The organism is Pseudomonas fluorescens (assembly GCF_902498065.1).
Taxonomy (GTDB): Bacteria; Pseudomonadota; Gammaproteobacteria; order Pseudomonadales; family Pseudomonadaceae; genus Aquipseudomonas; species Aquipseudomonas fluorescens_BJ.
Genome location: NZ_CABVIR010000004.1, coordinates 362986 through 384887, shown reverse-complemented (window position 1 = coordinate 384887; position 21902 = coordinate 362986). Strand labels below are relative to the sequence as shown.

General features: G+C 56.6%; 26 protein-coding genes and 1 tRNA gene. 4 read left to right on the top strand and 23 right to left on the bottom strand.

Annotated elements, in window-relative coordinates; translation table 11 throughout:
- The first annotated feature begins 247 nt into the window (after positions 1-247).
- Both F8N43_RS17715 and F8N43_RS17710 read left to right on the top strand, forming a co-directional pair.
- Entirely contained in the window at positions 248-460 is a 213-nt protein-coding gene (locus F8N43_RS17715) for a cold-shock protein (RefSeq protein ID WP_007977299.1), read from the top strand.
- Positions 461-556: 96 nt separating this feature from the next.
- A complete protein-coding gene (locus tag F8N43_RS17710) occupies positions 557-1045 on the top strand; it encodes an RDD family protein (protein WP_150633194.1) in 489 nt (162 codons plus the stop codon).
- 134 nt (positions 1046-1179) lie between these two features.
- Here F8N43_RS17710 and nadA read toward each other — a convergent pair whose 3' ends face one another.
- The 19 genes from nadA to F8N43_RS17615 all read right to left on the bottom strand — a co-directional run bounded on the left by nadA (position 1180) and on the right by F8N43_RS17615 (position 16334).
- Positions 1180-2238: a quinolinate synthase NadA gene (gene nadA, locus F8N43_RS17705; protein WP_150633195.1), complete on the bottom strand. Its 1059-nt coding sequence runs from the start codon at positions 2236-2238 to the stop codon at positions 1180-1182.
- 274 nt (positions 2239-2512) lie between these two features.
- Positions 2513-2588, bottom strand: a tRNA-Lys gene (locus F8N43_RS17700).
- A gap of 63 nt (positions 2589-2651) precedes the next feature.
- On the bottom strand, positions 2652-3344 hold the full coding sequence (queC, locus tag F8N43_RS17695; protein ID WP_150654097.1) for a 7-cyano-7-deazaguanine synthase QueC: 693 nt from the start codon (positions 3342-3344) through the stop codon (positions 2652-2654).
- 1 nt (position 3345) lies between these two features.
- The gene (gene queE / locus F8N43_RS17690) at positions 3346-3993 is read right to left on the bottom strand and encodes a 7-carboxy-7-deazaguanine synthase QueE (protein ID WP_150639428.1); all 648 of its coding nucleotides are present in this window, start codon (positions 3991-3993) and stop codon (positions 3346-3348) included.
- Positions 3994-4159: 166 nt separating this feature from the next.
- Entirely contained in the window at positions 4160-4999 is an 840-nt protein-coding gene (ybgF, locus tag F8N43_RS17685; RefSeq protein ID WP_150633198.1) for a tol-pal system protein YbgF, read from the bottom strand.
- Positions 5000-5005: 6 nt separating this feature from the next.
- Positions 5006-5503 carry a peptidoglycan-associated lipoprotein Pal gene (gene pal / locus F8N43_RS17680; protein ID WP_003178634.1) on the bottom strand — a complete coding sequence of 166 codons (498 nt, stop codon included), beginning with the start codon at positions 5501-5503 and terminating at the stop codon, positions 5006-5008.
- Positions 5504-5555: 52 nt separating this feature from the next.
- A complete protein-coding gene (gene tolB, locus F8N43_RS17675) occupies positions 5556-6836 on the bottom strand; it encodes a Tol-Pal system beta propeller repeat protein TolB (protein ID WP_191623732.1) in 1281 nt (426 codons plus the stop codon).
- Positions 6837-6853: 17 nt separating this feature from the next.
- Complete coding sequence (gene tolA, locus F8N43_RS17670; RefSeq protein WP_150633199.1) at positions 6854-7933, bottom strand: cell envelope integrity protein TolA; 1080 nt, start codon at positions 7931-7933, stop codon at positions 6854-6856.
- The gene (gene tolR / locus F8N43_RS17665; RefSeq protein WP_162491085.1) at positions 7933-8385 is read right to left on the bottom strand and encodes a protein TolR; all 453 of its coding nucleotides are present in this window, start codon (positions 8383-8385) and stop codon (positions 7933-7935) included. The genes tolA and tolR overlap by 1 nt, the downstream gene beginning before the upstream one ends.
- A gap of 23 nt (positions 8386-8408) precedes the next feature.
- A complete protein-coding gene (tolQ, locus tag F8N43_RS17660) occupies positions 8409-9104 on the bottom strand; it encodes a protein TolQ (RefSeq protein WP_017340467.1) in 696 nt (231 codons plus the stop codon).
- Entirely contained in the window at positions 9094-9561 is a 468-nt protein-coding gene (gene ybgC / locus F8N43_RS17655; protein WP_008027788.1) for a tol-pal system-associated acyl-CoA thioesterase, read from the bottom strand. The genes tolQ and ybgC overlap by 11 nt, the downstream gene beginning before the upstream one ends.
- A 127-nt stretch (positions 9562-9688) precedes the next feature.
- Complete coding sequence (ruvB, locus tag F8N43_RS17650) at positions 9689-10750, bottom strand: Holliday junction branch migration DNA helicase RuvB (RefSeq protein ID WP_008027785.1); 1062 nt, start codon at positions 10748-10750, stop codon at positions 9689-9691.
- The gene (gene ruvA, locus F8N43_RS17645; protein ID WP_017340470.1) at positions 10751-11368 is read right to left on the bottom strand and encodes a Holliday junction branch migration protein RuvA; all 618 of its coding nucleotides are present in this window, start codon (positions 11366-11368) and stop codon (positions 10751-10753) included. It abuts the gene before it with no gap.
- 115 nt (positions 11369-11483) lie between these two features.
- A complete protein-coding gene (gene ruvC / locus F8N43_RS17640; RefSeq protein ID WP_019693260.1) occupies positions 11484-12008 on the bottom strand; it encodes a crossover junction endodeoxyribonuclease RuvC in 525 nt (174 codons plus the stop codon).
- Positions 12009-12165: 157 nt separating this feature from the next.
- On the bottom strand, positions 12166-12912 hold the full coding sequence (locus F8N43_RS17635; protein ID WP_150633201.1) for a YebC/PmpR family DNA-binding transcriptional regulator: 747 nt from the start codon (positions 12910-12912) through the stop codon (positions 12166-12168).
- Between the two features lie 119 nt (positions 12913-13031).
- Positions 13032-14807, bottom strand: coding sequence for an aspartate--tRNA ligase (gene aspS / locus F8N43_RS17630; RefSeq protein WP_150654096.1), 1776 nt, complete (start codon positions 14805-14807; stop codon positions 13032-13034).
- A gap of 100 nt (positions 14808-14907) precedes the next feature.
- Positions 14908-15129: an FmdB family zinc ribbon protein gene (locus tag F8N43_RS17625; RefSeq protein WP_010457489.1), complete on the bottom strand. Its 222-nt coding sequence runs from the start codon at positions 15127-15129 to the stop codon at positions 14908-14910.
- 136 nt (positions 15130-15265) lie between these two features.
- Positions 15266-15604: a ribbon-helix-helix domain-containing protein gene (locus F8N43_RS17620; RefSeq protein WP_150633203.1), complete on the bottom strand. Its 339-nt coding sequence runs from the start codon at positions 15602-15604 to the stop codon at positions 15266-15268.
- Positions 15605-15863: 259 nt separating this feature from the next.
- Entirely contained in the window at positions 15864-16334 is a 471-nt protein-coding gene (locus F8N43_RS17615; RefSeq protein ID WP_150633204.1) for a Dps family protein, read from the bottom strand.
- 307 nt (positions 16335-16641) lie between these two features.
- Between F8N43_RS17615 and F8N43_RS29765 the strand changes: the two genes are divergently transcribed.
- The gene (locus tag F8N43_RS29765; RefSeq protein ID WP_008029235.1) at positions 16642-17244 is read left to right on the top strand and encodes a cold-shock protein; all 603 of its coding nucleotides are present in this window, start codon (positions 16642-16644) and stop codon (positions 17242-17244) included.
- Between the two features lie 63 nt (positions 17245-17307).
- On the opposite strand, the gene F8N43_RS17605 is transcribed toward F8N43_RS29765, so the two are convergent.
- Together F8N43_RS17605 and F8N43_RS17600 are read right to left on the bottom strand one after the other, a co-directional pair.
- A complete protein-coding gene (locus F8N43_RS17605) occupies positions 17308-17514 on the bottom strand; it encodes a SlyX family protein (protein ID WP_008029236.1) in 207 nt (68 codons plus the stop codon).
- 3 nt (positions 17515-17517) lie between these two features.
- Entirely contained in the window at positions 17518-17943 is a 426-nt protein-coding gene (locus tag F8N43_RS17600) for an HIT domain-containing protein (RefSeq protein ID WP_150633205.1), read from the bottom strand.
- Positions 17944-18860: 917 nt separating this feature from the next.
- Between F8N43_RS17600 and F8N43_RS17595 the strand changes: the two genes are divergently transcribed.
- Positions 18861-20129: an OprD family porin gene (locus tag F8N43_RS17595; protein ID WP_150639430.1), complete on the top strand. Its 1269-nt coding sequence runs from the start codon at positions 18861-18863 to the stop codon at positions 20127-20129.
- 163 nt (positions 20130-20292) lie between these two features.
- Here F8N43_RS17595 and F8N43_RS17590 read toward each other — a convergent pair whose 3' ends face one another.
- Together F8N43_RS17590 and F8N43_RS17585 are read right to left on the bottom strand one after the other, a co-directional pair.
- Positions 20293-21135 carry a mechanosensitive ion channel family protein gene (locus tag F8N43_RS17590; RefSeq protein ID WP_150639431.1) on the bottom strand — a complete coding sequence of 281 codons (843 nt, stop codon included), beginning with the start codon at positions 21133-21135 and terminating at the stop codon, positions 20293-20295.
- 143 nt (positions 21136-21278) lie between these two features.
- On the bottom strand, positions 21279-21764 hold the full coding sequence (locus F8N43_RS17585) for a YajQ family cyclic di-GMP-binding protein (protein ID WP_007906601.1): 486 nt from the start codon (positions 21762-21764) through the stop codon (positions 21279-21281).
- Positions 21765-21902: the final 138 nt, after the last annotated feature.

The following is a 21902-nucleotide window of genomic DNA, read 5'->3' as shown; positions in this document are numbered from 1 at the left end:
CTAGTACACGTACTACTGCGGCCAACCTGAGCAAAACCAGCCCTTTCGCGGGGCTTGTTTTTCCTCCCGTAGTTGGCGTAGAGTTTGTTCACTGTGTTTGCATGGGTCGCTTGGAATCGTGACCTGGGCAGTAGCCTACAAGTTAGCTACATCCCGTTCGACGTCTTCTTACTCTCCTGCAACCAGCCCCAGTACTCTTTCATGAGAAAGAGACTGTCATTAATTTTTGCGTCAAAGGAAATAAGAAATGTCCCAACGTCAGAGCGGTACCGTCAAGTGGTTTAACGACGAGAAAGGTTTTGGTTTTATCACTCCAGAAAGCGGTCCGGATCTGTTCGTGCATTTCCGCGCTATTCAGGGCAACGGCTTCAAGAGCCTGAAAGAAGGCCAGAAAGTGACCTTCATCGCCGTGCAAGGCCAGAAAGGCATGCAGGCTGACGAAGTACAAGCAGAAGCCTAACCTTCTGTTACGAAAAAGCCCCTGATGCTGACATCAGGGGCTTTTTTGTGCGCGTAAATCCGTAAAATGGCTTCTTTTTTCGTCGAGAGCCCTGCCATGTCGAAACACTTGCTCAACCCTCAGGGCGACTTTCCCGCCGCGACCCTGGGCCGTCGCCTGGCAGCGATGTTCTATGACTTCCTGTTATGCACTGCGCTGCTGATCGTCACCAGCGGCCTCTACAAGATGATTCAGATGGCAATCATCGGCGAAGACAAAATGCGCACCCTGACCGAAGCAGGCGCGCTGGACGGTGACCCGTTGCTGTCGACTGTGTTGTTGTTCGTGCTGTTCGGCTTCTTCGCCAAATTCTGGACCTGGTCCGGCCAGACTCTGGGCATGCAGGTGTGGGGCATTCGTGTGCAGAATGCCGATGGATCATCCATCAGCCTGTGGCAGGCGCTGCTGCGCTTTGTCGTGTCGATTGCGTCGCTGTTGTGCGTTGGCCTTGGGTTCTTTTGGTCACTGTTCGATAAACAGAAACGCAGCTGGCATGACATGTACTCGAACACGCAATTGGTTCGAATTCCGAAGAAGACCAAGTAATCCAGCCATACGAAAACCACTGTGGGAGCGAGCTTGCTCGCGATAGCGGCGCATCGGTCAACATTGATATGACTGACAGACCGCTATCGAGAGCAAGCTCGCTCCCACAGTTTTTGCAAATTGACTGAACAATCTCAGGCGTTACCGGCCAGCCTCATCCGCGCTGCTTGCGTAAAGTCGAGCATGCGCTTCAACGGGCGGATCGCCTGAGGAATCAACGCCGGATCAACAAAGATCTCGTTCGTCCCCTCCTTCAAGGCCTTCAGCGTCCGCTCAAGCGTGTTCATCGCCATCCACGGGCAGTGTGCGCAACTGCGGCACGCCGCGCCGTTACCCGCCGTTGGCGCCTCGATGAAGACCTTGTCCGGGCACAACTGCTGCATCTTGTAGAAGATGCCACGGTCAGTGGCCACGATCAGCGTCTTGTTCGGCAGGCTCTGCGCCGCTGCGATCAATTGACTGGTGGAGCCGACGGCGTCCGCCAGTTCGATCACCGAGGTCGGCGATTCAGGGTGCACCAGAATGGCCGCGTCCGGGTACAACGCTTTCATATCTTCGAGCTGCTTGGACTTGAACTCTTCGTGAACGATGCAGGCACCGTCCCATAGCAGCATGTCGGCACCGGTCTGGCGCTGGATGTAGGTGCCCAAGTGCTTGTCCGGGCCCCAGATGATCGTTTCGCCGTTATCCATCAGGCTTTCAACGATTTCCAGCGCACAGCTTGAAGTCACGACCCAGTCCGCCCGGGCCTTGACCGCTGCCGAGGTATTGGCATACACCACCACGGTACGTTCCGGGTGCTGATCGCAAAACGCCGAAAACTCGTCTACCGGGCACCCCAGGTCCAGCGAGCACGTCGCTTCCAGAGTCGGCATCAACACGCGTTTTTCAGGATTGAGGATTTTGGCGGTTTCGCCCATGAATTTCACACCGGCGACCACCACGGTCTTGGCCGGGTGAGCATTGCCGAAGCGGGCCATCTCCAGCGAGTCGGAGACGCAGCCACCGGTCTCTTCGGCAAGCGCCTGAATGACCGGATCACAATAAAAGTGAGCGACCAGCACCGCGTCCTGAGCCTTGAGCTCGGCAGCGATGGCAGCACGGTAATAGGCCTCTTCCTCGACTGTCAGCGGTTTGGGCTGCTTGGCGTCGAGGTGGGCTTGAACCAGAAGGCGTTCGGAAATCTGCGTCATGTTCGCAAGACCTGCAAGCGCTTACGCGCGAAAGTCGAGTATACACCTGGCTCTGGACCCTTCAGGGGTACCGCCGGGAGAGTGAGTGTTCATCAGGCATGGACAGCGTTGAAGCTGCGCAAGGCTACAGAATATCCCGATGATGCAAAAGATGATTCTGACCTGTGTCACGCAGTGCAGCCCCGAACGGGGTCGACCTTAAATCGCGGGCAAAAAAAAATCCGGAAATCCTCACTTGCGTGGGCCTTCCAGACTTTTAAAACTGCTACAAAAATGGTGGGTCGTGTGGGATTCGAACCTACGACCAATTGGTTAAAAGCCAACTGCTCTACCAACTGAGCTAACGACCCGCTGTGTGGTGGCGCGTATAATACTGATTTTTATAGGTTATTCAACACCTTATTTGAAATAAATCAGAAATAAGGTGTTGGGTCGCTGATTCCGGCCGCTGCGAAGCCTTCCGCACGCAGTCGGCAGCTGTCGCATTTACCGCACGCATAGCCTTTATCGTCCGCCTGATAACAGGAAACGGTCAGGCCGTAATCGACGCCCAGCTTCACGCCCGCCTGGACGATCTGCGCCTTGCTCAGGTTTTGCAGGGGCGCCTGAATACGGAAGCCGTTGCCTTCGACACCGGCCTTGGTCGCCAGATTGGCCATACGCTCGAAGGACTCGATGAACTCGGGACGGCAATCCGGATAGCCGGAATAGTCGACAGCGTTCACCCCGATGAAGATGTCACGAGCGCCGAGCACCTCAGCCCAGCCTAGCGCGAGGGACAGAAACACCGTGTTGCGAGCCGGCACGTACGTCACCGGAATGCCTTCGCCGGCCTCTTCCGGCACATCGATGCTGCTGTCGGTCAGTGCAGAACCACCGATACCATTCAGGTTCAGACCGATGACCTTGTGCTCGACCACACCCAAATCCCGGGCAACACGTTCGGCGGCGTGCAATTCGGCGTGAGACCGCTGACCGTAATCGAAGCTCATCGTGTAGCAGCGGTAGCCTTCAGCGCGAGCCATGGCCACGACCGTCGCCGAGTCGAGGCCGCCGGAAAGCAAGATGACCGCACGTTTTTCAGCAGTATTCAGTTGTTCAGTCATATCAGCGCCCCGGCTCATCATTCCAAAGATATTTATGCAGTTGCAGCTGCAGACGCACGGGCAGGTTGTCCGCCACCACCCAGTCAGCCAGATCCCGAGCATTCAGGTCATGGTGACTGGGTGAGAACAACACTTCACCGGCACGGCGATCCAGACCGTACTGAATCAGCTTCGACACGGCCCAGTCGTAGTCTTCCCGCGAACAGATGACAAATTTCACCTGGTCATTGGGTGTGAGCAGCTCGATGTTCTCGTAGAGGTTGCGATGCACTTCCTTCGAACCCGGGGTTTTCAGGTCGACCACGCGGCTGACTCGCGGATCCACCGCCGAGATATCAAGCGCACCACTGGTTTCCAGTGACACTTCGTAACCGGTGTCGCACAACTGCTTGAGCAATGGGATGGCATTAGGTTGCGCCAGCGGCTCGCCGCCGGTGACACACACATAACGCGGGCGGAAACCGGCGACTTGCTCGAGGATATCGTCGAGCGTACGGACAGTGCCGCCAGAGAACGCATAGGCGCTGTCGCAGTATTGGCAACGCAATGGGCAACCGGTCAGGCGCACAAAAACAGTGGGCAGCCCGGCAGTCCGCGTTTCACCCTGCAACGAGTAGAAAACTTCGGTGATTCTCAATGTGTCTTGCATAGTCGCCACGGGCGTAACAGCTAAACAGGCTGTCCGCCTCCGTCAGGCACTTCAAGGAACCCCGCCAACGCGCAGGCCCCAAAAAGCGTATTTCATAAAAAGGGCGTGAATTCTAACGAAAAAACCCGCGACAAGCGCGGGTTTCTTCGAAATGGGTCAAGCAGGCTTACATGCGCTGCAGATCGCGCTGGGCCAACTGAGCGGCGGAAGTGCCCGGATATTGGGACACAACCTGTTGCAGAATGCCTTTTACCTTGTCGGGATGACCGAGGCGACGCTCTACATCAGCCAGCTTGTACAGCGAGTCAGGCACTTTGTTGTGCTTTGGGTACAGCTGCGAAACCTTGGCAAATGCCTGACCTGCACCTTGCAGATCGCCTTTGGCCAGGTTTACTTCGCCCAACCAGTACTGGGCATTGCCCGCGTATTGGCTGTTCGGGTACTTACGCAGGAAAGCGGAAAAAGCCTGACTGGCTTTGTCGAAATCCTTGGCTTTGATCAAATCGAAGGCTGCATCGTAATACAGTTTTTCCTTCGCCGGATCCGCCGGTTCGCTACCTGCGGCAGGAGCTTGAGCGGCTGCCGCCCCTGCACCTGCACCCGCTGCTGCGCCGGGGGCATTCAGATTGCCACCGGAGGAAGAATTCTCAGGAGTCGCGGCTGGTGCAACGCCGGTTCCTATGCGCCGATCAAGATCCTGGTATCGCTCCAGGCTTTCCTGCTTCATGCGCGCTACATCATTTTGCAGAACTTCAATCACACCTTGTTGGCGCGAGATCTGTTCCTGCATCGATTGCAGTTGGTTGAACAGCTCGCCCTGTGCCGAGACAGGGGCCGAAACCCCTCCCCCGGCATAGGCGCCGTTCGTACCGTAACCCGCAGGCGGATAACTACTCCCGCTATTGTTATAGCCGGAGTTGTCCTCGACCACAGGAACCGCAGCCCACACCGCAAGCGGTGCGAGGCTGAGAGCCAAAACAGTTACAGCACGACGGCACGTTCGCATGACGAATTACTTACGCAGTTCGACGCGACGGTTTTGAGCCCAGGACTGCTCGTCGTTGCCGGTAGCAACTGGACGCTCTTCGCCGTAGGAAACCAGTTCCAGCTGAGCTGGGGAAACACCTTGCAGTACCAGGTAGCGTTGAACGGCTTTCGCACGACGCTCGCCCAGTGCCATGTTGTACTCACGAGTACCACGTTCGTCGGTGTTGCCTTCCAGAACAACGCGAGCGCCGTTTGCTTTCAGGTCTTTGGCGTGAACGTCCAGAGCGCGCATGGCTTCTGGCTTCAGGTCCGAGCTATCGTATTCGAAGTAGAAGGTGGTGATTGCGCGCAGAGCAGCTTCTTCGCTCAGGGAGCCATCAACAGCACCAGTGTTAGCGCCGTAACCAGCGTTTGGATCAACAGCGCCTTCACCGGCGTTGTCGCCGCCTTTGGACGAGCAACCTACAGCTACAGCCATGGCCAGAGCCAGCGCAGCAAATTTACCAAACTTCAGCATTTCCATCGTGAAACTCCTAATGAACCCCAGTGTGTTAAGTGAAACGTGTAGCGCCGCGTCAGTTCAGGTAAGGGGACCAGGAAGGTTCTCTGACTTCGCCTTGTGCGGTAGGAAGCGGGAGCCTTACGCGTCCATTAATGGACACGAGCATCAAGACTCCCCGGCCCTGCTGGCGGGTGGCGTAGATTACCATGGTGCCGTTGGGCGCAACAGTAGGCGACTCGTCCAGAGTGCTATCAGTGAGGATTTTTACGCTTCCGCGCTGCAAATCCTGGGCCGCCACCTTGAAATTAGTGAAGCCATCCTGGCGATGGATCATCACCAGAGTCTTTTCATCAGCCGAAAGCTTCGGGTTGGCGTTGTAGTTACCGATAAAGGTCACACGCTCCGCACCGCCGCCGCTAACGCTGGATTTGTAGATCTGAGGCTTGCCGCCACGATCTGAAGTGAAGTACAGGGTCGAACCATCCTTGCCCCAGAACGGTTCGGTGTTGATGCCGGGACCGTTGGTGACGCGAGTGATCTGACGCGAACCCAGGTTCATCACATAGATGTCCGGGTTTCCGTCCTTCGACAGCACGAATGCCAGGCGATTGCCATCCGGCGACCAGGCTGGCGCGCCATTCAGGCCTTCGAAGTTGGTGATCTGCTCACGGCGACCGGTGTCGATGTTCTGCATGAAAATGCGCGGACGCTTCTGCTCGAACGATACATAAGCGATGCGCTTGCCATCCGGTGCGAAACGCGGCGACAGGATCGGCTCGCGCGATTGCAGCAGGGTCACGGCGCGGGCACCGTCATAGTCCGAACGTTGCAGCGTGTAGCGCGTGTTCTTCTCGGAGAAACGCTCTGCAGTCACGTACAGCAGACGTGTCGAGAACGCACCTTTGATACCGGTGAGTTTTTCGAACGACTGGTCCGCGATGTAGTGCGACATGTCGCGCAGCTGATCAACGCTGCCCGACACGCTACCGGTCAGCACTTGCTGCTCGGTGGCGACGTTGAACAGAGCGTATTGAACCTGCAGGCGGCCGCCCGCTGGAGCAATGCTGCCGACCATGACGTACTGGGCGCCGAGCGCCTTGAAGTCACGGTAGATGATTTCGCTGGCCTGGCTCGGCTGGCTGATCATGTTCTGCTTTGGAATCGGCGAGTAGTAACCCGAGTTGCGCAGGTCGTTACCGATGATCTCGGCCATATCGTCCGGCAGCACGCTACCGCCCTGGTTGCCGAACGGAACAACGGCGATCGGAGTTGCCCGATCGCTGCCGCTGGTGACCAGAATGTTTTTTTCATCTGCCGCCGCTATCCCTGCCATGCAGCAGATCACGACAAGCATTCCTCGAAGAAGGTTTCTCACAAGGCTAGATCCTCAGGTGTGAATGTCATCTTGAATGAACGATACGGGGCGAAATCGCCCGGCTTCATTCCCTGCATTTCTGTCAAACGTCCAATATTCTTGACCGCCGCTACAGCCGAAGCGTCAAACGGACCGTCACCGCTGGACTTGGACACGCTGACCGAAGTCACCGTACCGTCCGGCAACATGCCGATTTGCAGCACAACCGTCATGCCTTTGCGTGCCGAAGGTGGACGAGCCCAGCCTTCCGCTGCACGAGCACGAATCAAATCATCGAAACTGCCGGCGACTTCGTCACCCTGCTCATCCGCCAAGGCCTGCTGACGCTGCGGCGTGTCGGAAAGCAAATCTGCCAGGGCCTGAGCCTTTTTCTCTTCGGCGGATTTACGTGCCGCTTCCTGCGATTTCTTTTTCGCAGCATCGGCAGCAGCTTTCTTCTTCGCATCTTCGGCGACTTTCTTTTTCGCCTCTTCAGCTTCAGATTTCTTCTTGGCGTCTTCCGCGGCTTTCTTCTTCGCGTCTTCGACGATCTTCTTCTTGGCTTCTTCCGCGGCCGCTTTCTTGGCCTCTTCTTCAGCCGCTTTCTTGGCTTCTTCTTCAGACTTCTTCTTGGCTATATCAGCCAATTGTTTCTCTTCGGCCTTTTTGGCTTCGGCGGTCTTCTTCGCTTCATCGGCTTTCTTGGCTTCATCAGCCTTTTTAGCCTCTTCCGCTTTCTTGGTCTCGTCGGCTTTCTTGGATTCTTCGGCTTTTTGAGCCGCGTCTTCCTTCTTTTGTTCCGCGGCTTTGATCGCTTCCTGCTCGATCAACTTCTGTTCCATCTGTTCGACTTCGGTCTGGCGCGCAGCGGATTTCTTCGCTTCACCCGCAATCTTCTGATTGGTCTGGGTGGTCGCCTGACTTTTCGATTTCAGCTGATACAGGGTCGCCTGGACAATCGGCTTGGCCGGCGGGAGCTCCGGTGTGAAGGCGAAACTGACGAACAGCATGCCAAAAACCAGCACGTGCAAGACAATCGCCCAGACACTAGGCCAGAAGTAGCTTTCCGAGGCTGTTGGCTCTCGCTGTTGCTGCATCAGGGCGCCTCGGTAATCAGGCCAACGTTACCGACTCCGGCTTTCTGCAACCCACCCATCGCACCCATGACGGAGCCGTAATCAACGGTCTTGTCGCCGCGGATGAACACCTGGGTACGCTTGCCGCCTTCGGTGCCGGCGCGAATGATCTTGGTCACGGCGTCAGTCATTTGCGGCAAGGTCATTGCCTTGTCCTGCTGTTTTTGCGTGTCGACTTCGCTGCCAAGGTTCCAGTAGTAGGTCTTGTCAGCCTTGATCGAAATGGTCAGGACCTGGGTGTTGTTGTCCTGCGGCAAGGCTTCGCTGGAAACCTTGGGCAGATCAACTTTCACGCCCTGATTGAGCATCGGCGCGGTCACCATGAAGATGACCAGCAGTACCAGCATCACGTCGATGTAAGGCACCACGTTCATCTCGGCGACCGGCTTGCGCTTTTTGCGAGCTCGAGCGATTAAAGCCATTGGAAATTACCTGCTTATTCTTCGCTGGTGTGCACTTTGCGGTGCAGGATCGCCTGGAATTCATCGGCGAAGGTGTAGTAGCGGCTGATCAGCGTTTCGCTGCGAGCGGCAAAACGGTTGTAAGCGATAACGGCCGGGATGGCTGCGAACAGACCGATCGCGGTGGCAATCAGTGCCTCGGCAATACCTGGAGCTACGGTGGCCAGGGTCGCTTGCTGGGCAGTCGCCAGACCACGGAAGGAGTTCATGATGCCCCAGACGGTACCGAACAGACCGATGTACGGGCTGACGGAACCGACGGTCGCGAGGAACGGCAGGCTCTGCTCGAGCTTTTCTTCTTCGCGGGAAATGGCTACGCGCATGGCACGAGCCACGCCTTCCATGACCGCTTCCGGGTCAACGCCTGGCTGCTGGCGCAGACGGGAGAATTCCTTGAAGCCAGCACGGAAGATCTGCTCGACGCCCGAATCCGGATCAGGGTTGCTGCCAGCCTGACGGTACAGCTTGGACAGGTCGATGCCCGACCAGAAGCGCTCTTCAAAGCTCTCCAGGGCACGTCGACCGGCGCGCAGCAAGTTGCTGCGCTGAAAGATCATGATCCATGAGGTCACCGATGCGGCTACCAGGATCAGCATTACCAGTTGCACCACGATACTGGCATTGCTGACCAGGCTCCACATGGAGGAATGGTCGACGACGTTAGCTTCCACGCTTTATCTCCTGCTTTGAGTGTGTACCCGCGCCGCTCACGTCGGCAAAGGCCGCACGTAGAGCTTCGGGAATGGCCCGGGGTTTTAAACTTTCAGTGCGCACACAGGCCACCAAAAACTGCCCTTCGCAGAGCAGCGCATTATCCGTGGCTCGCCTGACCTGCTGTTTGAAGCGCAGGCTGACACGGTTCAATTCGATTACTTCAGCGCTTACCAGGAGTTCGTCGTCCAGTCGCGCCGGCGCGTGATAACGCGCTTCGCTGGAATGCACGACAAACAACAGGTCCTCTCCTGCCAGCTGGGATTGGGCAAAGCCCAGCTCCCGGAGCCGCTCGGTTCGAGCCCGTTCCATAAACTTGAGGTAATTAACGTAATACACGATGCCGCCCGCATCGGTGTCCTCGTAATAAACGCGACAACGATGTGCGAACGGCTCAAGCCCGTTTTGCGCGCGCATACTCTAGTGCTTACTCCTCAGGTTGCCAATCCGGCCAGGCAACTGTTTTTCATTGATTCACGGCTTTCAGGCAAAACCACGGTCCTAGGACAGCACAATGCCCGAAAATTCTGCCCGTAAAAGTTAATTAATCGTCCACGGCATCAAGGAACTCGTCTACCACGGGCATTTCGCCCAATCGTGACGGAATATTTAAACCGAAATGCAGATAGGCATGCCGGGTGACCACCCGCCCACGCGGCGTGCGCATGATATAGCCTTGCTGGATCAGGTACGGTTCCAGCACGTCTTCAATCGTGTGACGTTCCTCGCTGATCGCGGCAGCCAGACTGTCAACGCCCACCGGTCCACCGTCAAACTTCTCGATCATGGTCAGCAGCAGACGTCGATCCTGGTGGTCGAAACCACGCTCATCGACATCCAGCAGATTCAAGGCGAGATCGGCAATCGGTTTGGTGATGTGGCCCTTGGCGCGAACTTCAGCGAAATCGCGCACCCGGCGTAACAGTCGGTTGGCGATCCGCGGGGTACCTCGGGCACGACGGGCGATTTCAAAGGCGCCTTCCGGGTCTAGCGGCAAGCCGAGGATGTTTGCCGAACGACTGACAATCGTCGCCAGATCAGCCGTGCTGTAAAACTCGAGGCGCTGGACGATCCCGAAACGGTCGCGCAGCGGATTGGTCAGCATGCCGGCGCGCGTCGTCGCCCCCACCAGCGTGAACGGTGGCAGATCCAGCTTGATCGAACGGGCAGCGGGGCCTTCGCCGATCATGATGTCGAGCTGGAAATCTTCCATGGCCGGGTACAGCACTTCTTCGACAATCGGCGACAACCGATGGATTTCGTCGATGAACAGCACGTCGTGCGGCTCAAGGTTGGTCAGTAGCGCGGCCAGGTCACCGGGTCGCTCGAGGACCGGGCCCGAAGTGCTTTTGATCGACACCCCCATTTCCTGGGCGATGATGTTGGCCAGGGTGGTTTTACCCAGGCCCGGCGGGCCGAAGATCAGCGTGTGGTCCAGTGATTCGTTCCGCCCACGGGCAGCCTGGATGAACAACTCCATTTGCTCGCGAACGGTCGGTTGGCCAATGTATTCGGCCAGACTGACAGGACGAATCGCCCGATCCTGGACTTCCTCGCGGTCGCGCGGGCCCGGCGTGGCGGCTATCAGACGATCAGCTTCAATCACTTAGATCATTCCCTTCAGGGCACGACGAATCATGTCTTCACTGCTCAAACCTTTCTCCTTGATCGCGGAAATCGCCTTGCTGGCTTCCTGCGGCTTGTAGCCCAGGGAGATCAGCGCGCTGACCGCGTCATTTTCGGCGGTAGCGACCGGATGTGGCGCGTCTGGCCCACCCGGCTGGTTTGGCACCAGAGCAAACATCGCCGGCACGGTTTCCCAGGCCTTGAAGCGATCCTTGAGTTCCACCAGCAAACGCTCGGCGGTCTTCTTGCCCACGCCCGGCACCTTGGTCAGGGCCGAGGTGTCCTGAGATTGCACGCAACGTACCAGTTCATCCACTTCCAGGCTCGACATCAATGCCAGGGCCAATTTCGGCCCTACACCATTGAGACGGATCAACTCGCGAAAAAAGTCTCGCTCACGCTTGCTGGCGAAACCATAGAGTAACTGCGCGTCTTCGCGTACGACCAAATGGGTGTGCAACGTCAGCGGTTCACCGACCGACGGCAAGCGATACAGCGTGGTCATGGGCACTTCCAGCTCATACCCCAGACCGTTTACATCCAGAATCAGGTGCGGCGGCTGTTTCTCAGCCAGTGTGCCGCGCAAGCGTCCAATCACGTTTCAGATCCTTGAGCGTTGGCCAGTTCGGTGGCTGGCGACTGACAGAACAAGGGTTTTGCGCCGACAACACAGGCACAAAACCCTGATTCCGTAAAAAAGACTGCTGATGCTATCAGAGACGCAGGCGCCCGCCACGACTGCGTGCAGTGCCCAGGCCATGCGGCAACAGGCTGGAACGGGTGTGAGCATGGCAAATGGCAATGGCCAGGGCGTCCGAGGCATCGATTTGCGGTTTACTGGTGAGTTTCAACATGTGCATGACCATCATTTGCACCTGCTCTTTGTTCGCCGCACCGGTCCCGGTCACTGCCTGCTTGACCTGGGTGGCCGTGTATTCAGCGATTTCCAGATTTTCTTCGGCACCGGCAACGATTGCCGCACCGCGCGCCTGGCCGAGCTTCAGCGCGGAGTCGGCGTTGCGGGCCATAAAGACCTTTTCGATGCCCATGGTCACCGGGCCGTAGGTCTGGATAACTTCACGCACGCCGCGATAGACGATTTGCAAACGCTCATGCAGCTCGCCGGACCCTGTGCGAATACAGCCCGACGCCACGTACACGCAGCCACGCCCGGTATCGCGTACCACGCCATAACCGGTGATGCGCGAACCGGGGTCGATACCAAGAATTAAAGTCATAACGCCTGCGGGTTAGGAAAAAGCACGATATCCAATACACGAATAACAAATGTGGGAGCGAGCCTGCTCGCGAAAGCGGTTTTATATTCAGCAACGATACTGCCTGAATATCCGCATTCGCGAGCAGGCTCGCTCCCACATTGGATCTTAGTCGCCCTTAACCGAGCTGTGCGGCCACCGACTCGGGGATATCCGCGTTGGAGTAGACGTTCTGCACGTCGTCCAGGTCTTCGAGCATGTCGATCAGCTTGAGGACTTTCTCAGCGCCTTCCAGGTCCAGTTCGGCACTGGTGGTCGGCAGCATGACGATTTCCGCGTCGTCACCTTTGAAACCGGCCGCTTCCAGAGCGTTACGCACGGAGTAGAAACCGGCAAACGAGGTGAACACGTCGATGGAACCGTCTTCGTGGGTGACCACGTCATCGGCGTCCGCTTCCATGGCCGCTTCCATCAACGTGTCTTCATCAACACCCGGCGCGAAGGAAATCTGCCCCTTGCGCTCGAACAGGTAGGCTACGGACCCGTCGGTACCAAGGTTACCGCCGCACTTGCTGAACGCATGGCGAACAGCCGCTGCGGTGCGGTTGCGGTTGTCGGTCATGCATTCGACCATTACCGCCACGCCCCCCGGGCCGTAGCCTTCATAGGTCAGCTCGACCATGTCGTCGGTATCGGCAGCACCGGCCCCGCGAGCCACCGCGCGATCAATGATGTCGCGACTCATGTTCGCACCCAGCGCCTTGTCCAGCGCCAGACGCAAGCGAGGGTTGGAGCCCGGATCACCGCCGCCCTGACGGGCCGCAACGGTCAGTTCACGAATCCACTTGGTGAAAATCTTGCCCTTCTTGGCATCCTGACGTTCTTTGCGGTGCTTGATGTTCGCCCACTTGGAATGACCCGCCATAACTCGCTCCGAATTCTCTTTGAAACATTGCCCGCTGCGCACGACGCTACAGCCAGCAATACAAAAATCTCGACCTGAAGAAAAGGCGCATCCCGAAGGATGCGCCTTTACGGTCAGCCTTACTCAGCCTTTGGCGTTTCGCGCAGGCGAATGTGCAGCTCGCGCAATGCCTTGGCATCCACCTGACCCGGTGCCTGAGTCATGACATCCGCCGCGCTCTGGGTTTTCGGGAAGGCAATCACTTCACGAATCGACTGGGCGCCGGTCATCAGCATCACCAGACGGTCCAGACCGAAGGCCAGACCACCGTGCGGCGGCGCGCCGTATTTCAGGGCGTCGAGCAGGAAACCGAATTTCTCTTCCTGTTCGGCTTCATTGATACCCAGCAGACGGAATACGGTCTGCTGCATTTCCTTGCGGTGGATACGGATCGAACCGCCACCCAGCTCAGTTCCGTTCAGCACCATGTCGTAGGCACGGGACAGCGCGGTCGCCGGGTTGGCTTCCAGTTCTTCGGGGGTGCACTTCGGCGCAGTGAACGGGTGGTGCAAGGCGCTGAAGCTGCCGTCGTCGTTTTCTTCGAACATCGGGAAGTCGACGACCCACATTGGCGCCCACTTGCAGGTCAGCAGGTCCAGGTCGTTGCCGACCTTGATGCGCAACGCGCCCAGGGCTTCGCTGACGATCTTGGCCTTGTCGGCACCGAAGAACACGATGTCGCCATCGACCGCACCCACGCGATCGAGGATCACGTTGAGGTTGGCTTCAGGGATGTTCTTGACGATTGGCGACTGCAGGCCTTCAACGCCTTTGGCGCGCTCGTTGACCTTGATGTACGCCAGGCCCTTGGCACCGTAGATGCTGACGAACTTGGTGTAGTCGTCGATCTGCTTGCGCGGCATGCTCGCCGCGCCAGGAACGCGCAGGGCGGCGATACGGCATTTCGGATCGTTGGCCGGGCCGCTGAAGACCTTGAAGTCGACTTCTTTGAGCTGGTCGGCAACGTCCACCAGTTCCAGCGGGTTACGCAGGTCTGGCTTGTCGGAACCGTAACGACGCACGGCCTCTTCGAAGGTCATGTGCGGGAACTCACCGAATTCCAGATCCAGCACTTCCTTGAACAGGTTGCGGATCATGCCTTCGGTGAGGCCCATGATGTCTTTTTCATCGAGGAAGCTGGTTTCGATGTCGATCTGGGTGAATTCAGGCTGACGGTCGGCACGCAGGTCTTCGTCGCGGAAGCACTTGGCGATCTGGTAGTAACGGTCGAAGCCGGCCACCATCAGCAACTGCTTGAACAGCTGAGGCGATTGCGGCAAGGCGAAGAACGAACCGGCGTGAGTACGGCTCGGCACCAGATAGTCGCGTGCGCCTTCAGGGGTGGCACGGGTCAGGATCGGCGTCTCGACGTCGAGGAAGCCGTTCTCGTCGAGGTAACGACGGATGCTGGTGGTCATGCGCGAACGCAGACGCAGCTTCTCGGCCATTTCCGGACGACGCAGATCAAGGAAACGATAACGCAGGCGGGTTTCTTCACCGACGTCGGAGAACTCGTTCAGTGGGAACGGCGGGGTTTCCGATTCGTTCAGCACTTCCAGCTCGTAGCCCAGGACTTCGATCATGCCCGAGGCCATGTTGGCGTTCGTGGCACCGGCCGGACGCAAGCGCACTTTGCCGGTGATCTTCACGACGTATTCGCTGCGCACGCGATCGGCGGCGGCGAAGCTCTCGGCGCGGTCCGGGTCGAACACCACCTGGGCCAGACCATCACGATCACGGATATCGAGGAAAATCACCCCACCGTGGTCACGGCGACGGTGAACCCATCCGCAAAGGGTAATTTCCTGGCCTTCCAGGCTTTCGTTCAGTTGGCCGCAATAATGGCTGCGCATCATGGTAGTGGTTTCACTTCTCGTAATTCGAAATTCGGTTAGAGACCTTGCACACGGGGTGATGCAAGAGCTCGCACGTGTCGTTCAACTCAGGTTCCAGACCCTAGTCGGCTTTATCGCCGCCGGCCAGATTCTTCTTGGAACCGGTCTTGAAATCGGTTTCGTACCAGCCGGTGCCGCTGAGGCGAAAGCCCGGCATGGACAGCATCTTCTTGAGCTCTGGCGCCTGGCAGGCAGGGCAGTCGACCAGCGGTGCTGCGCTGATCTTTTGAATGGCTTCCAACTGATGACCACAGGAAGCACATTGATAGTCGTACATCGGCATGGGGGTTGTCTCGGCGATCAGATTGCTACCGCGCACGCTGGGTTTTGCGGCAAAGAGCGGGATTATATCCATTAAATGCAGCCTGTGCAGCCGTAAGACTGCACAGACTGACACTCGATGCATTTCGCCATCATGGCTAGGCCATGACGACGCAACTCCCCTCCTTGAGGCTGTGCACAACGCAGACAACCCGCACCAACCCGCTGAAATTCTTCACCCCGCCGTGGCGCAAATGCACCTCTCGATCCACGTGGGACAACAGCGCACTGACCGAGCAGCAATTGATCCTGGCCATTTCCCCCAAAATATTCCAATACACCTGCTCAAGTCGCAAGCAGGTGGCAAATCCATTCAAACGTACGGATCGGGATAATGGCTGGGCCAGGCCCATATCGAACTCACTGACAAACGGATCGATCCTTACATCCTTGAATGAACCGTCCCTCCCCTCGCTTCGCCTGTCTTCATAAACCATACCGTTGACACTCCTTTGCCATCCCTGGCTCTTATAAGAGTCATGCTTTGATTCTTATAAAAGCGCAGGCGCAAAGTTATATCCAGATGACTTTTTGACCATCCACGTAGGATAAGCCAACAACTGAAGGCGGATCATGGAGACCGTCCTAGTCCGGACTATTTCCTCCATACACTGACGCAAAATCATTCAAGGAAAAGGGACAGAAACGACAGAGCGCGAACAACGCCCGCAAGGCGCCATCCGCGTACTGAACGCGTTACTCATCCAGCAATGAGCGCAACATCCATGCGGTTTTCTCGTGAACCTGCATACGCTGGGTCAGCAAATCAGCCGTGGGCTCGTCGCTGACTTTGTCGAGCAGGGGAAAGAGCCCGCGCGCCGTACGCGTGACGGCTTCCTGCCCTTCGACCAGTTGCTTGATCATGTCTTGCGCACTGGGCACGCCCGGTTCCTCCTTGATAGAAGAAAGGCGCGCATAAATGGAATAGGCGCCCGGAGCAGGAAAGCCCAGCGCGCGAATGCGCTCAGCAATCGAATCGACCGCCAAAGCCAACTCGTTGTATTGCTCCTCGAACATCAGGTGCAGGGTCCGAAACATGGGACCGGTGACATTCCAGTGGAAGTTATGGGTTTTCAAATAGAGTACATAAGTGTCCGACAGCAGACGCGAAAGTCCGTCGACGATGGACTTGCGATCCTCTTCACTGATACCGATATCGATTGCCATGTTTTTCCCCTAAAGGTGATCGAATTCATCCAACAGGTGCATGACCACTCTAGCAAGCCTGTCGCCACACCGCAGCCGGGAATGCCCCAAACCCTGCGGCAAATCGCCCTCGGTGCACCGCTGGACTCCCTGATTTGAGTAGCCGCAAGCTTTGCTGTTAAATAGACAGTGTGTCGCCAAGCCCTATTTTTCCGGGCGTTGCGCATAGGCTGATAGCGGGTACGTGCCCAACGCCTCTTATTGTTCTGAAGCGAACCGTGCTCCATCAGCTCTTCCTTGTGATCCGTCTTAACGTGAGTTAATCAAAATGTTGAAAATCGTCCACCTGCTAATGGGCGCAGCGGCACTGCTGCTGTCCTTCATCCCTAGCCTGCGATCCGAAGCTGTTCCTTACCTGCAACAACCCGATGCGCTTTACCTGGCCTTTTTCGGCCTGCTCAACCTCACCCTCGCTCCTGTTATCCCTTACTGGAACAAAGGCCCGCGTCATCAATTGCAAAACCTGGTCAGCGCCCTGCTGGTTCTGACTGTCGTATTGCAAACCCTGACGCTGCTCGCGCCAATGCCTGTCATCGCCGGTCAACCTGCCGTTCTGTTCAGCCTGGTGGCGGCCCTGATCGCCGTGCTTCTGCACCTGGCCATCAGCTTCTACAAATCTTCACCGGCCACTGCTTCGCCAAGCTATGACATGACCAACCGCGATACCGGCACCGTGAAGTGGTTCAATACATCCAAAGGCTTCGGGTTCATTTCCCGTGATTCCGGCGATGATATTTTCGTGCATTTCCGGGCCATTCGCGGCGAAGGTCATCGCGTTCTGGTCGAAGGCCAGCGCGTGGAGTTCTCCGTCATGAACCGTGACAAGGGCCTGCAGGCCGAGGACGTGATCGCCGCACTGCCGCGACGCTGATTCAAGGCTGAAAAAAAAACCGCGAACAGCAGGGCTGTTAGCGGTTTTTTTTGGCCTGCATGTTCAGTAATGCGGCGGTGGCGCTTCTTCTTCGAACGTTTCGAACTGGCCAGCCATTTCCTCTTGCCGCTTGAGCAGTGCGGCCATTTGCAGTTGCAGACGCTCAACGGCACGCTGCTGCGTCGCCAGCACATCGCTCAATGCCTGGATGGTGTCATCCTGAAAGGCCAACTGGCTCTCAAGGTCGGTAACGCGTTCTTCCAGGCTCATGATTCAACCCTCCAGAAACGTAAAGTCATCGGTCAACACCAGACGCAGCCGTTCGCGAATCACCGCGATCTGCTCTGCACTGTAAGGCTTCGCCGGGTGCTTGCCCCAAACCGGAGCCGGCCAGGCGGCATCCTCGCGTTTGCGCACAATCACATGCATATGCAGCTGGCTGACGACGTTACCCAGGGCCGCGACGTTCAATTTGTCGGCGTCAAACGAGTCCTTGAGCATTTCCGCCAGCGCGGTCGTTTCCTTCCACAGTTGCTGCTGATCGGCGACATCCAACTGAAATATCTCACTGATATCCTCGCGGCGTGGCACCAGGATGAACCAGGGGTAATTCGAATCGTTGGACAACAGCAACCGGCTGAGCGGGAAATCCCCGATCGGTAGCGTGTCTTGTTGAAGCCGTGGATCTAAAGCGAACACTGCGCGCACTCCCGTCTGGTCATCATTTTCAGCTTAGCGCCCCTCCCGCAGGACGACGCACCAAGCGACAGGACGGCAGCATACCTGCGAACACCGCCAGCTTCACGACGAACCATGGTCGCAGGCTCAACGAAACTCGAGCGAGTCGCAGAATGCACGCCCTGACATGAGACATTTTTCGCATGGACGCACCATTACCGAACCGATGTTCATGCAAAAAACGCTGAAATGACTGACAGACAACGACCTGTTCGCCTTCACCCTGCAGTCATGCTGTATGAATTCAGCACAGCGATTAAGAATTTTTGCACCAAAACCGCACAGTGCGTCTACGCTGAGTGCGTCGGGCATCCGCCAATTACTCACTGAAGGGGTGAACCGGTAACGTTTTTGGTTGTCGCGCAGTCGACCAGGAAGGCGCAACACGATGCAAACCATGGCGTCAAGCCCCATAAGAAGGTGCTTGTAACCCCCGGTTTTATGAGGTTTTTACAGTAACAGGCAGGCGTTCAGAAAAAAAAACAGCAGTTTTCTGATTTGTGCACGCTTGTTGCATTCACACTCACATCGCCTTCAAAGCGTCCGCTGGAAGCGGAAGCCTTCAAGGCAATAAAAACAGTGGCAGGGTTGCCCGATGGAGATTCACACGTTTCGCCAAGGATTCTTTTTACCGATGCTCAAGCCCTCGGAAAACAGCGCTGAAGTTGTCATTCCTATTGCATTGGGGCTGTAAATTTGCGACATCTACCAAGCCATTTGCGACAGGGTCGTAAAGAAGCTGAAAGGTTAGATGCGCAAGTATCGCCAACATGGTCGGCGTGATATAAGTTTGCGCCGACACAAAAAGAAAGAGCCGCCCAGATAATAAAACAGGTGGGACGGCAGTACTCTTCTAAAAACCAAAGGAGCAAATCACGATGCGCGTGATGAAGTGGAGCATGATCGCACTGGCTGTTTCGGCCAGTACTTCGCAGTTCGCAATGGCGTCCTCTCAAGAGGAATCCAAGGGCTTTTTTGAAGATCAGAGCCTGAATGTACATAGCCGTATTCTGTACATGAACCGTGACTTCAAGAACGAAAACGCGGTTGCCAAAGATCAAAGCTATCGCGAAGAGACTGGCCTCGGCGTACGTACCACGTACGAGTCCGGCTTCACTCAGGGCACCGTAGGTTTCGGTGTGGATGCCTTGGTCAACAGCATGGTCAAACTGGACAGTGGCCGTGGCCGCACCGGTAATGGTCTGTTTGGTCAGGATAGCGAAGGCCGCCCGGAAGACACCCAATCCAAGGCTGGCGGCGCAGTTAAGTTCCGTCTGTCCGACACTGTCCTGAAATACGGTAACCAATACGTTGCCAGCCCGGTCTTCTCCACAGACGACAGCCGTCTGCTGCCAGAAGTTGCTACCGGCACCATCATCACCAGTAAAGAAATCAAAGGGCTGGAGCTGACCGCAGGTCGTTTCAGCGCCCTGAGTTCGCAGACTGGCATGGGCCGTGACACCATCAACGGACCGCACAACCCAGGCCTGACCAGTGCCAACATTGCCGGCGCTACCTACCAGTTCACCGACAATTTTGTAGCCGGCTTGGCTGCTTCCGATGTAGATGACTACTTCAAGAAGCAATACATCAACGCCAACTACACCCTGCCGATCAACGAAGATCAGTCCCTGAACTTCGACTTCAACGGCTATCGCTCCAAGAGCCAGGGTCAAGAGCTGAACGGTGATGTTGACAACCGCATCTGGTCCCTCTCCGCTGCCTATAGCATCGGCGCCCACAAGTTCACCGTGGCGCACCAACGTTCCAGTGGTGATACCGGTTACGTTTATGGCGTTGACGGCGGCGGCACTATCTTCCTCGCCAACTCCATCCAATACTCCGACTTCAACGGTGCAGACGAGCGCTCGTGGCAGGCCCGTTATGACCTGAACATGAAAACTTACGGTGTTCCAGGTCTGAGCTTCATGACTCGTTACGTCAAAGGTGACAACATCTCCACAGCCACCGAAGAAGGCAAAGAACACGAGTTTGACTTCGAAACCAAATACGTATTGCAAAGTGGTCCAGCCAAAGACCTGTCTTTCCGCCTGCGTAGCGCGATCTATCGTTCGAACACTGCCTACTCTGGCGGCGACAACAACGACTTCCGCGTGATCGTTGAATACCCACTGAGCATCTTGTAATCGCTCAGCGGTAGTTCGATAGCTTCAAATCTGCACTAACAAAAAACCGCTCACCTGATCCAGGTGAGCGGTTTTTTTTGTATCCGGCTTCCCACAGTCTTGTTCGCCGTTTAGTTGCATACCAACTTAACAATATAAAAGTTGACAAAGCCTACAGGAAACGTTATTGCGAAACCCCTTCATGGAGCATACGGATAACTCGCTGCGGAAACGGAATATCAATACCGGCAGTCTTCAAACGATCACGCGATTGTTCGTTAAACATGAACATCACATCCCAGTAATCAGCCGTCTTCACCCACACTCGCAGGGAAACCGTAATCGAGCTGTCCCCCAAGGTCGAAATGACCGCCTGAGGAGCCGGTTCGGCGAGGATGCGCTCATCCTTGGCCAGATCCAGTAACACTTCGCGAGCCTTCTGCAAATCCGCCTCGTAATCAACGCCCACATCAAACACAACCTTGCGCGTCGGCTGACGGTTAGTGTTAGTGATGATGCCGTTCGATAGATTGCCGTTAGGCATGATGATGGTTTTGTTATCGCCGGTACGCAGCACGGTGTGGAAGATCTGAATGCTGTCGACCGTACCGGCCACCCCTTGAGCTTCGATCCAGTCACCGATACGGAACGGACGGAACAACAGAATCAGCACGCCACCGGCAAAATTCGCCAGGCTGCCCTGCAACGCCAGACCAATGGCCAGCCCCGCCGCACCGATCGCCGCGACGAAGGAAGTCGTTTCCACGCCGATCATCGACGCCACGCTGACGATCAGCAACACCTTGAGAATAATGTTCGCCAGGCTGCTGATGAAACCTTGCAGGGCCAGGTCGGCGTTACGCAACGCGAGCAAACCGCCCAGTTTCTGCGTCACTTTGTTGATCAACCACCAACCAATGGCCAGCGTGAGTATCGCCAGCAGCACGCGGCTGCCGTATTCCATGATCATCGGAATCCAGGCTTGGGACGCCTTGACCAGGTTGTCCACTTCAGCATTCAAGTCCATCTACGTTCTCCTGATTTCCGGCCACGCGGCACGCGAAAAAAAAATAAGCGGCAGAAAAGACTGCCCCCTCTCTCGGGGCCAATCTTTCTGCCGCTGCTTGGGCCTCGGACGCCGAAAGCGCCGAGAGGTTCCCGCCTGAAACGTCAGTCGCGGAAGTTGTTGAACTGCAACGGCATGTCGAATGTCTTGGCACGCAGAGCCGCAATGGCTTCCTGCAAATCGTCACGCTTCTTGCCGGTGATGCGCACCTGCTCGCCCTGAATGGCGGCCTGCACCTTGAGTTTGGCGTCTTTCACGTGAGCGACGATTTTCTTCGCCAGCTCTTTGTCGATGCCTTCCTTGAGGACGGCTTCCTGCTTCATCAGCTTGCCCGACGCGTAGGCATCCTTGACTTCAAGGCACTGCACGTCGATCTTGCGCTTGACCAGCGCCAGCTTGAGGATCTCAATCATTGCTTCGAGCTGGAAATCGGCTTCAGCGGTCAGGTTGACGGTCAGGTCCTTTTCCTTGAACTCGAAGGTGCCCTTGCCTTTCAGGTCATAACGACGATCGAGTTCCTTGACGGCGTTCTCGACCGCGTTGGTGACTTCGTGTTTGTCCAGTTCGGATACCACGTCGAACGACGGCATGTAATCTCTCCAATAAAGGGCGCGCTCGATCACGAAGGAGCACGCCTGGCTTGCGGTTAAAATCCGCGCTGATTATAACGGGTCTTTCCCATCATTCACTGCGAGCGTCCGATGCGCGCCTTAAACAGAGCAAAAAGC

Coding starts and splice junctions, on each gene's coding strand:
- ybgC (WP_008027788.1), bottom strand. CDS start 9,561: ATGCGCGCGCAAAACGGGCTTGAGCCGTTCGCACATCGTTGTCGCGTT.
- tolA (WP_150633199.1), bottom strand. CDS start 7,933: ATGCAGCAACAGCGAGAGCCAACAGCCTCGGAAAGCTACTTCTGGCCT.
- ruvC (WP_019693260.1), bottom strand. CDS start 12,008: ATGACTTTAATTCTTGGTATCGACCCCGGTTCGCGCATCACCGGTTAT.
- queE (WP_150639428.1), bottom strand. CDS start 3,993: ATGCAAGACACATTGAGAATCACCGAAGTTTTCTACTCGTTGCAGGGT.
- tolB (WP_191623732.1), bottom strand. CDS start 6,836: ATGCTTGTCGTGATCTGCTGCATGGCAGGGATAGCGGCGGCAGATGAA.
- F8N43_RS17625 (WP_010457489.1), bottom strand. CDS start 15,129: ATGCCGATGTACGACTATCAATGTGCTTCCTGTGGTCATCAGTTGGAA.
- F8N43_RS29765 (WP_008029235.1), top strand. CDS start 16,642: ATGTTGAAAATCGTCCACCTGCTAATGGGCGCAGCGGCACTGCTGCTG.
- nadA (WP_150633195.1), bottom strand. CDS start 2,238: ATGACGCAGATTTCCGAACGCCTTCTGGTTCAAGCCCACCTCGACGCC.
- queC (WP_150654097.1), bottom strand. CDS start 3,344: ATGACTGAACAACTGAATACTGCTGAAAAACGTGCGGTCATCTTGCTT.
- ybgF (WP_150633198.1), bottom strand. CDS start 4,999: ATGCGAACGTGCCGTCGTGCTGTAACTGTTTTGGCTCTCAGCCTCGCA.
- aspS (WP_150654096.1), bottom strand. CDS start 14,807: ATGATGCGCAGCCATTATTGCGGCCAACTGAACGAAAGCCTGGAAGGC.
- F8N43_RS17710 (WP_150633194.1), top strand. CDS start 557: ATGTCGAAACACTTGCTCAACCCTCAGGGCGACTTTCCCGCCGCGACC.
- F8N43_RS17585 (WP_007906601.1), bottom strand. CDS start 21,764: ATGCCGTCGTTCGACGTGGTATCCGAACTGGACAAACACGAAGTCACC.
- F8N43_RS17605 (WP_008029236.1), bottom strand. CDS start 17,514: ATGAGCCTGGAAGAACGCGTTACCGACCTTGAGAGCCAGTTGGCCTTT.
- F8N43_RS17620 (WP_150633203.1), bottom strand. CDS start 15,604: ATGGTTTATGAAGACAGGCGAAGCGAGGGGAGGGACGGTTCATTCAAG.
- F8N43_RS17595 (WP_150639430.1), top strand. CDS start 18,861: ATGCGCGTGATGAAGTGGAGCATGATCGCACTGGCTGTTTCGGCCAGT.
- pal (WP_003178634.1), bottom strand. CDS start 5,503: ATGGAAATGCTGAAGTTTGGTAAATTTGCTGCGCTGGCTCTGGCCATG.
- F8N43_RS17635 (WP_150633201.1), bottom strand. CDS start 12,912: ATGGCGGGTCATTCCAAGTGGGCGAACATCAAGCACCGCAAAGAACGT.
- F8N43_RS17715 (WP_007977299.1), top strand. CDS start 248: ATGTCCCAACGTCAGAGCGGTACCGTCAAGTGGTTTAACGACGAGAAA.
- F8N43_RS17590 (WP_150639431.1), bottom strand. CDS start 21,135: ATGGACTTGAATGCTGAAGTGGACAACCTGGTCAAGGCGTCCCAAGCC.
- F8N43_RS17615 (WP_150633204.1), bottom strand. CDS start 16,334: ATGGCAATCGATATCGGTATCAGTGAAGAGGATCGCAAGTCCATCGTC.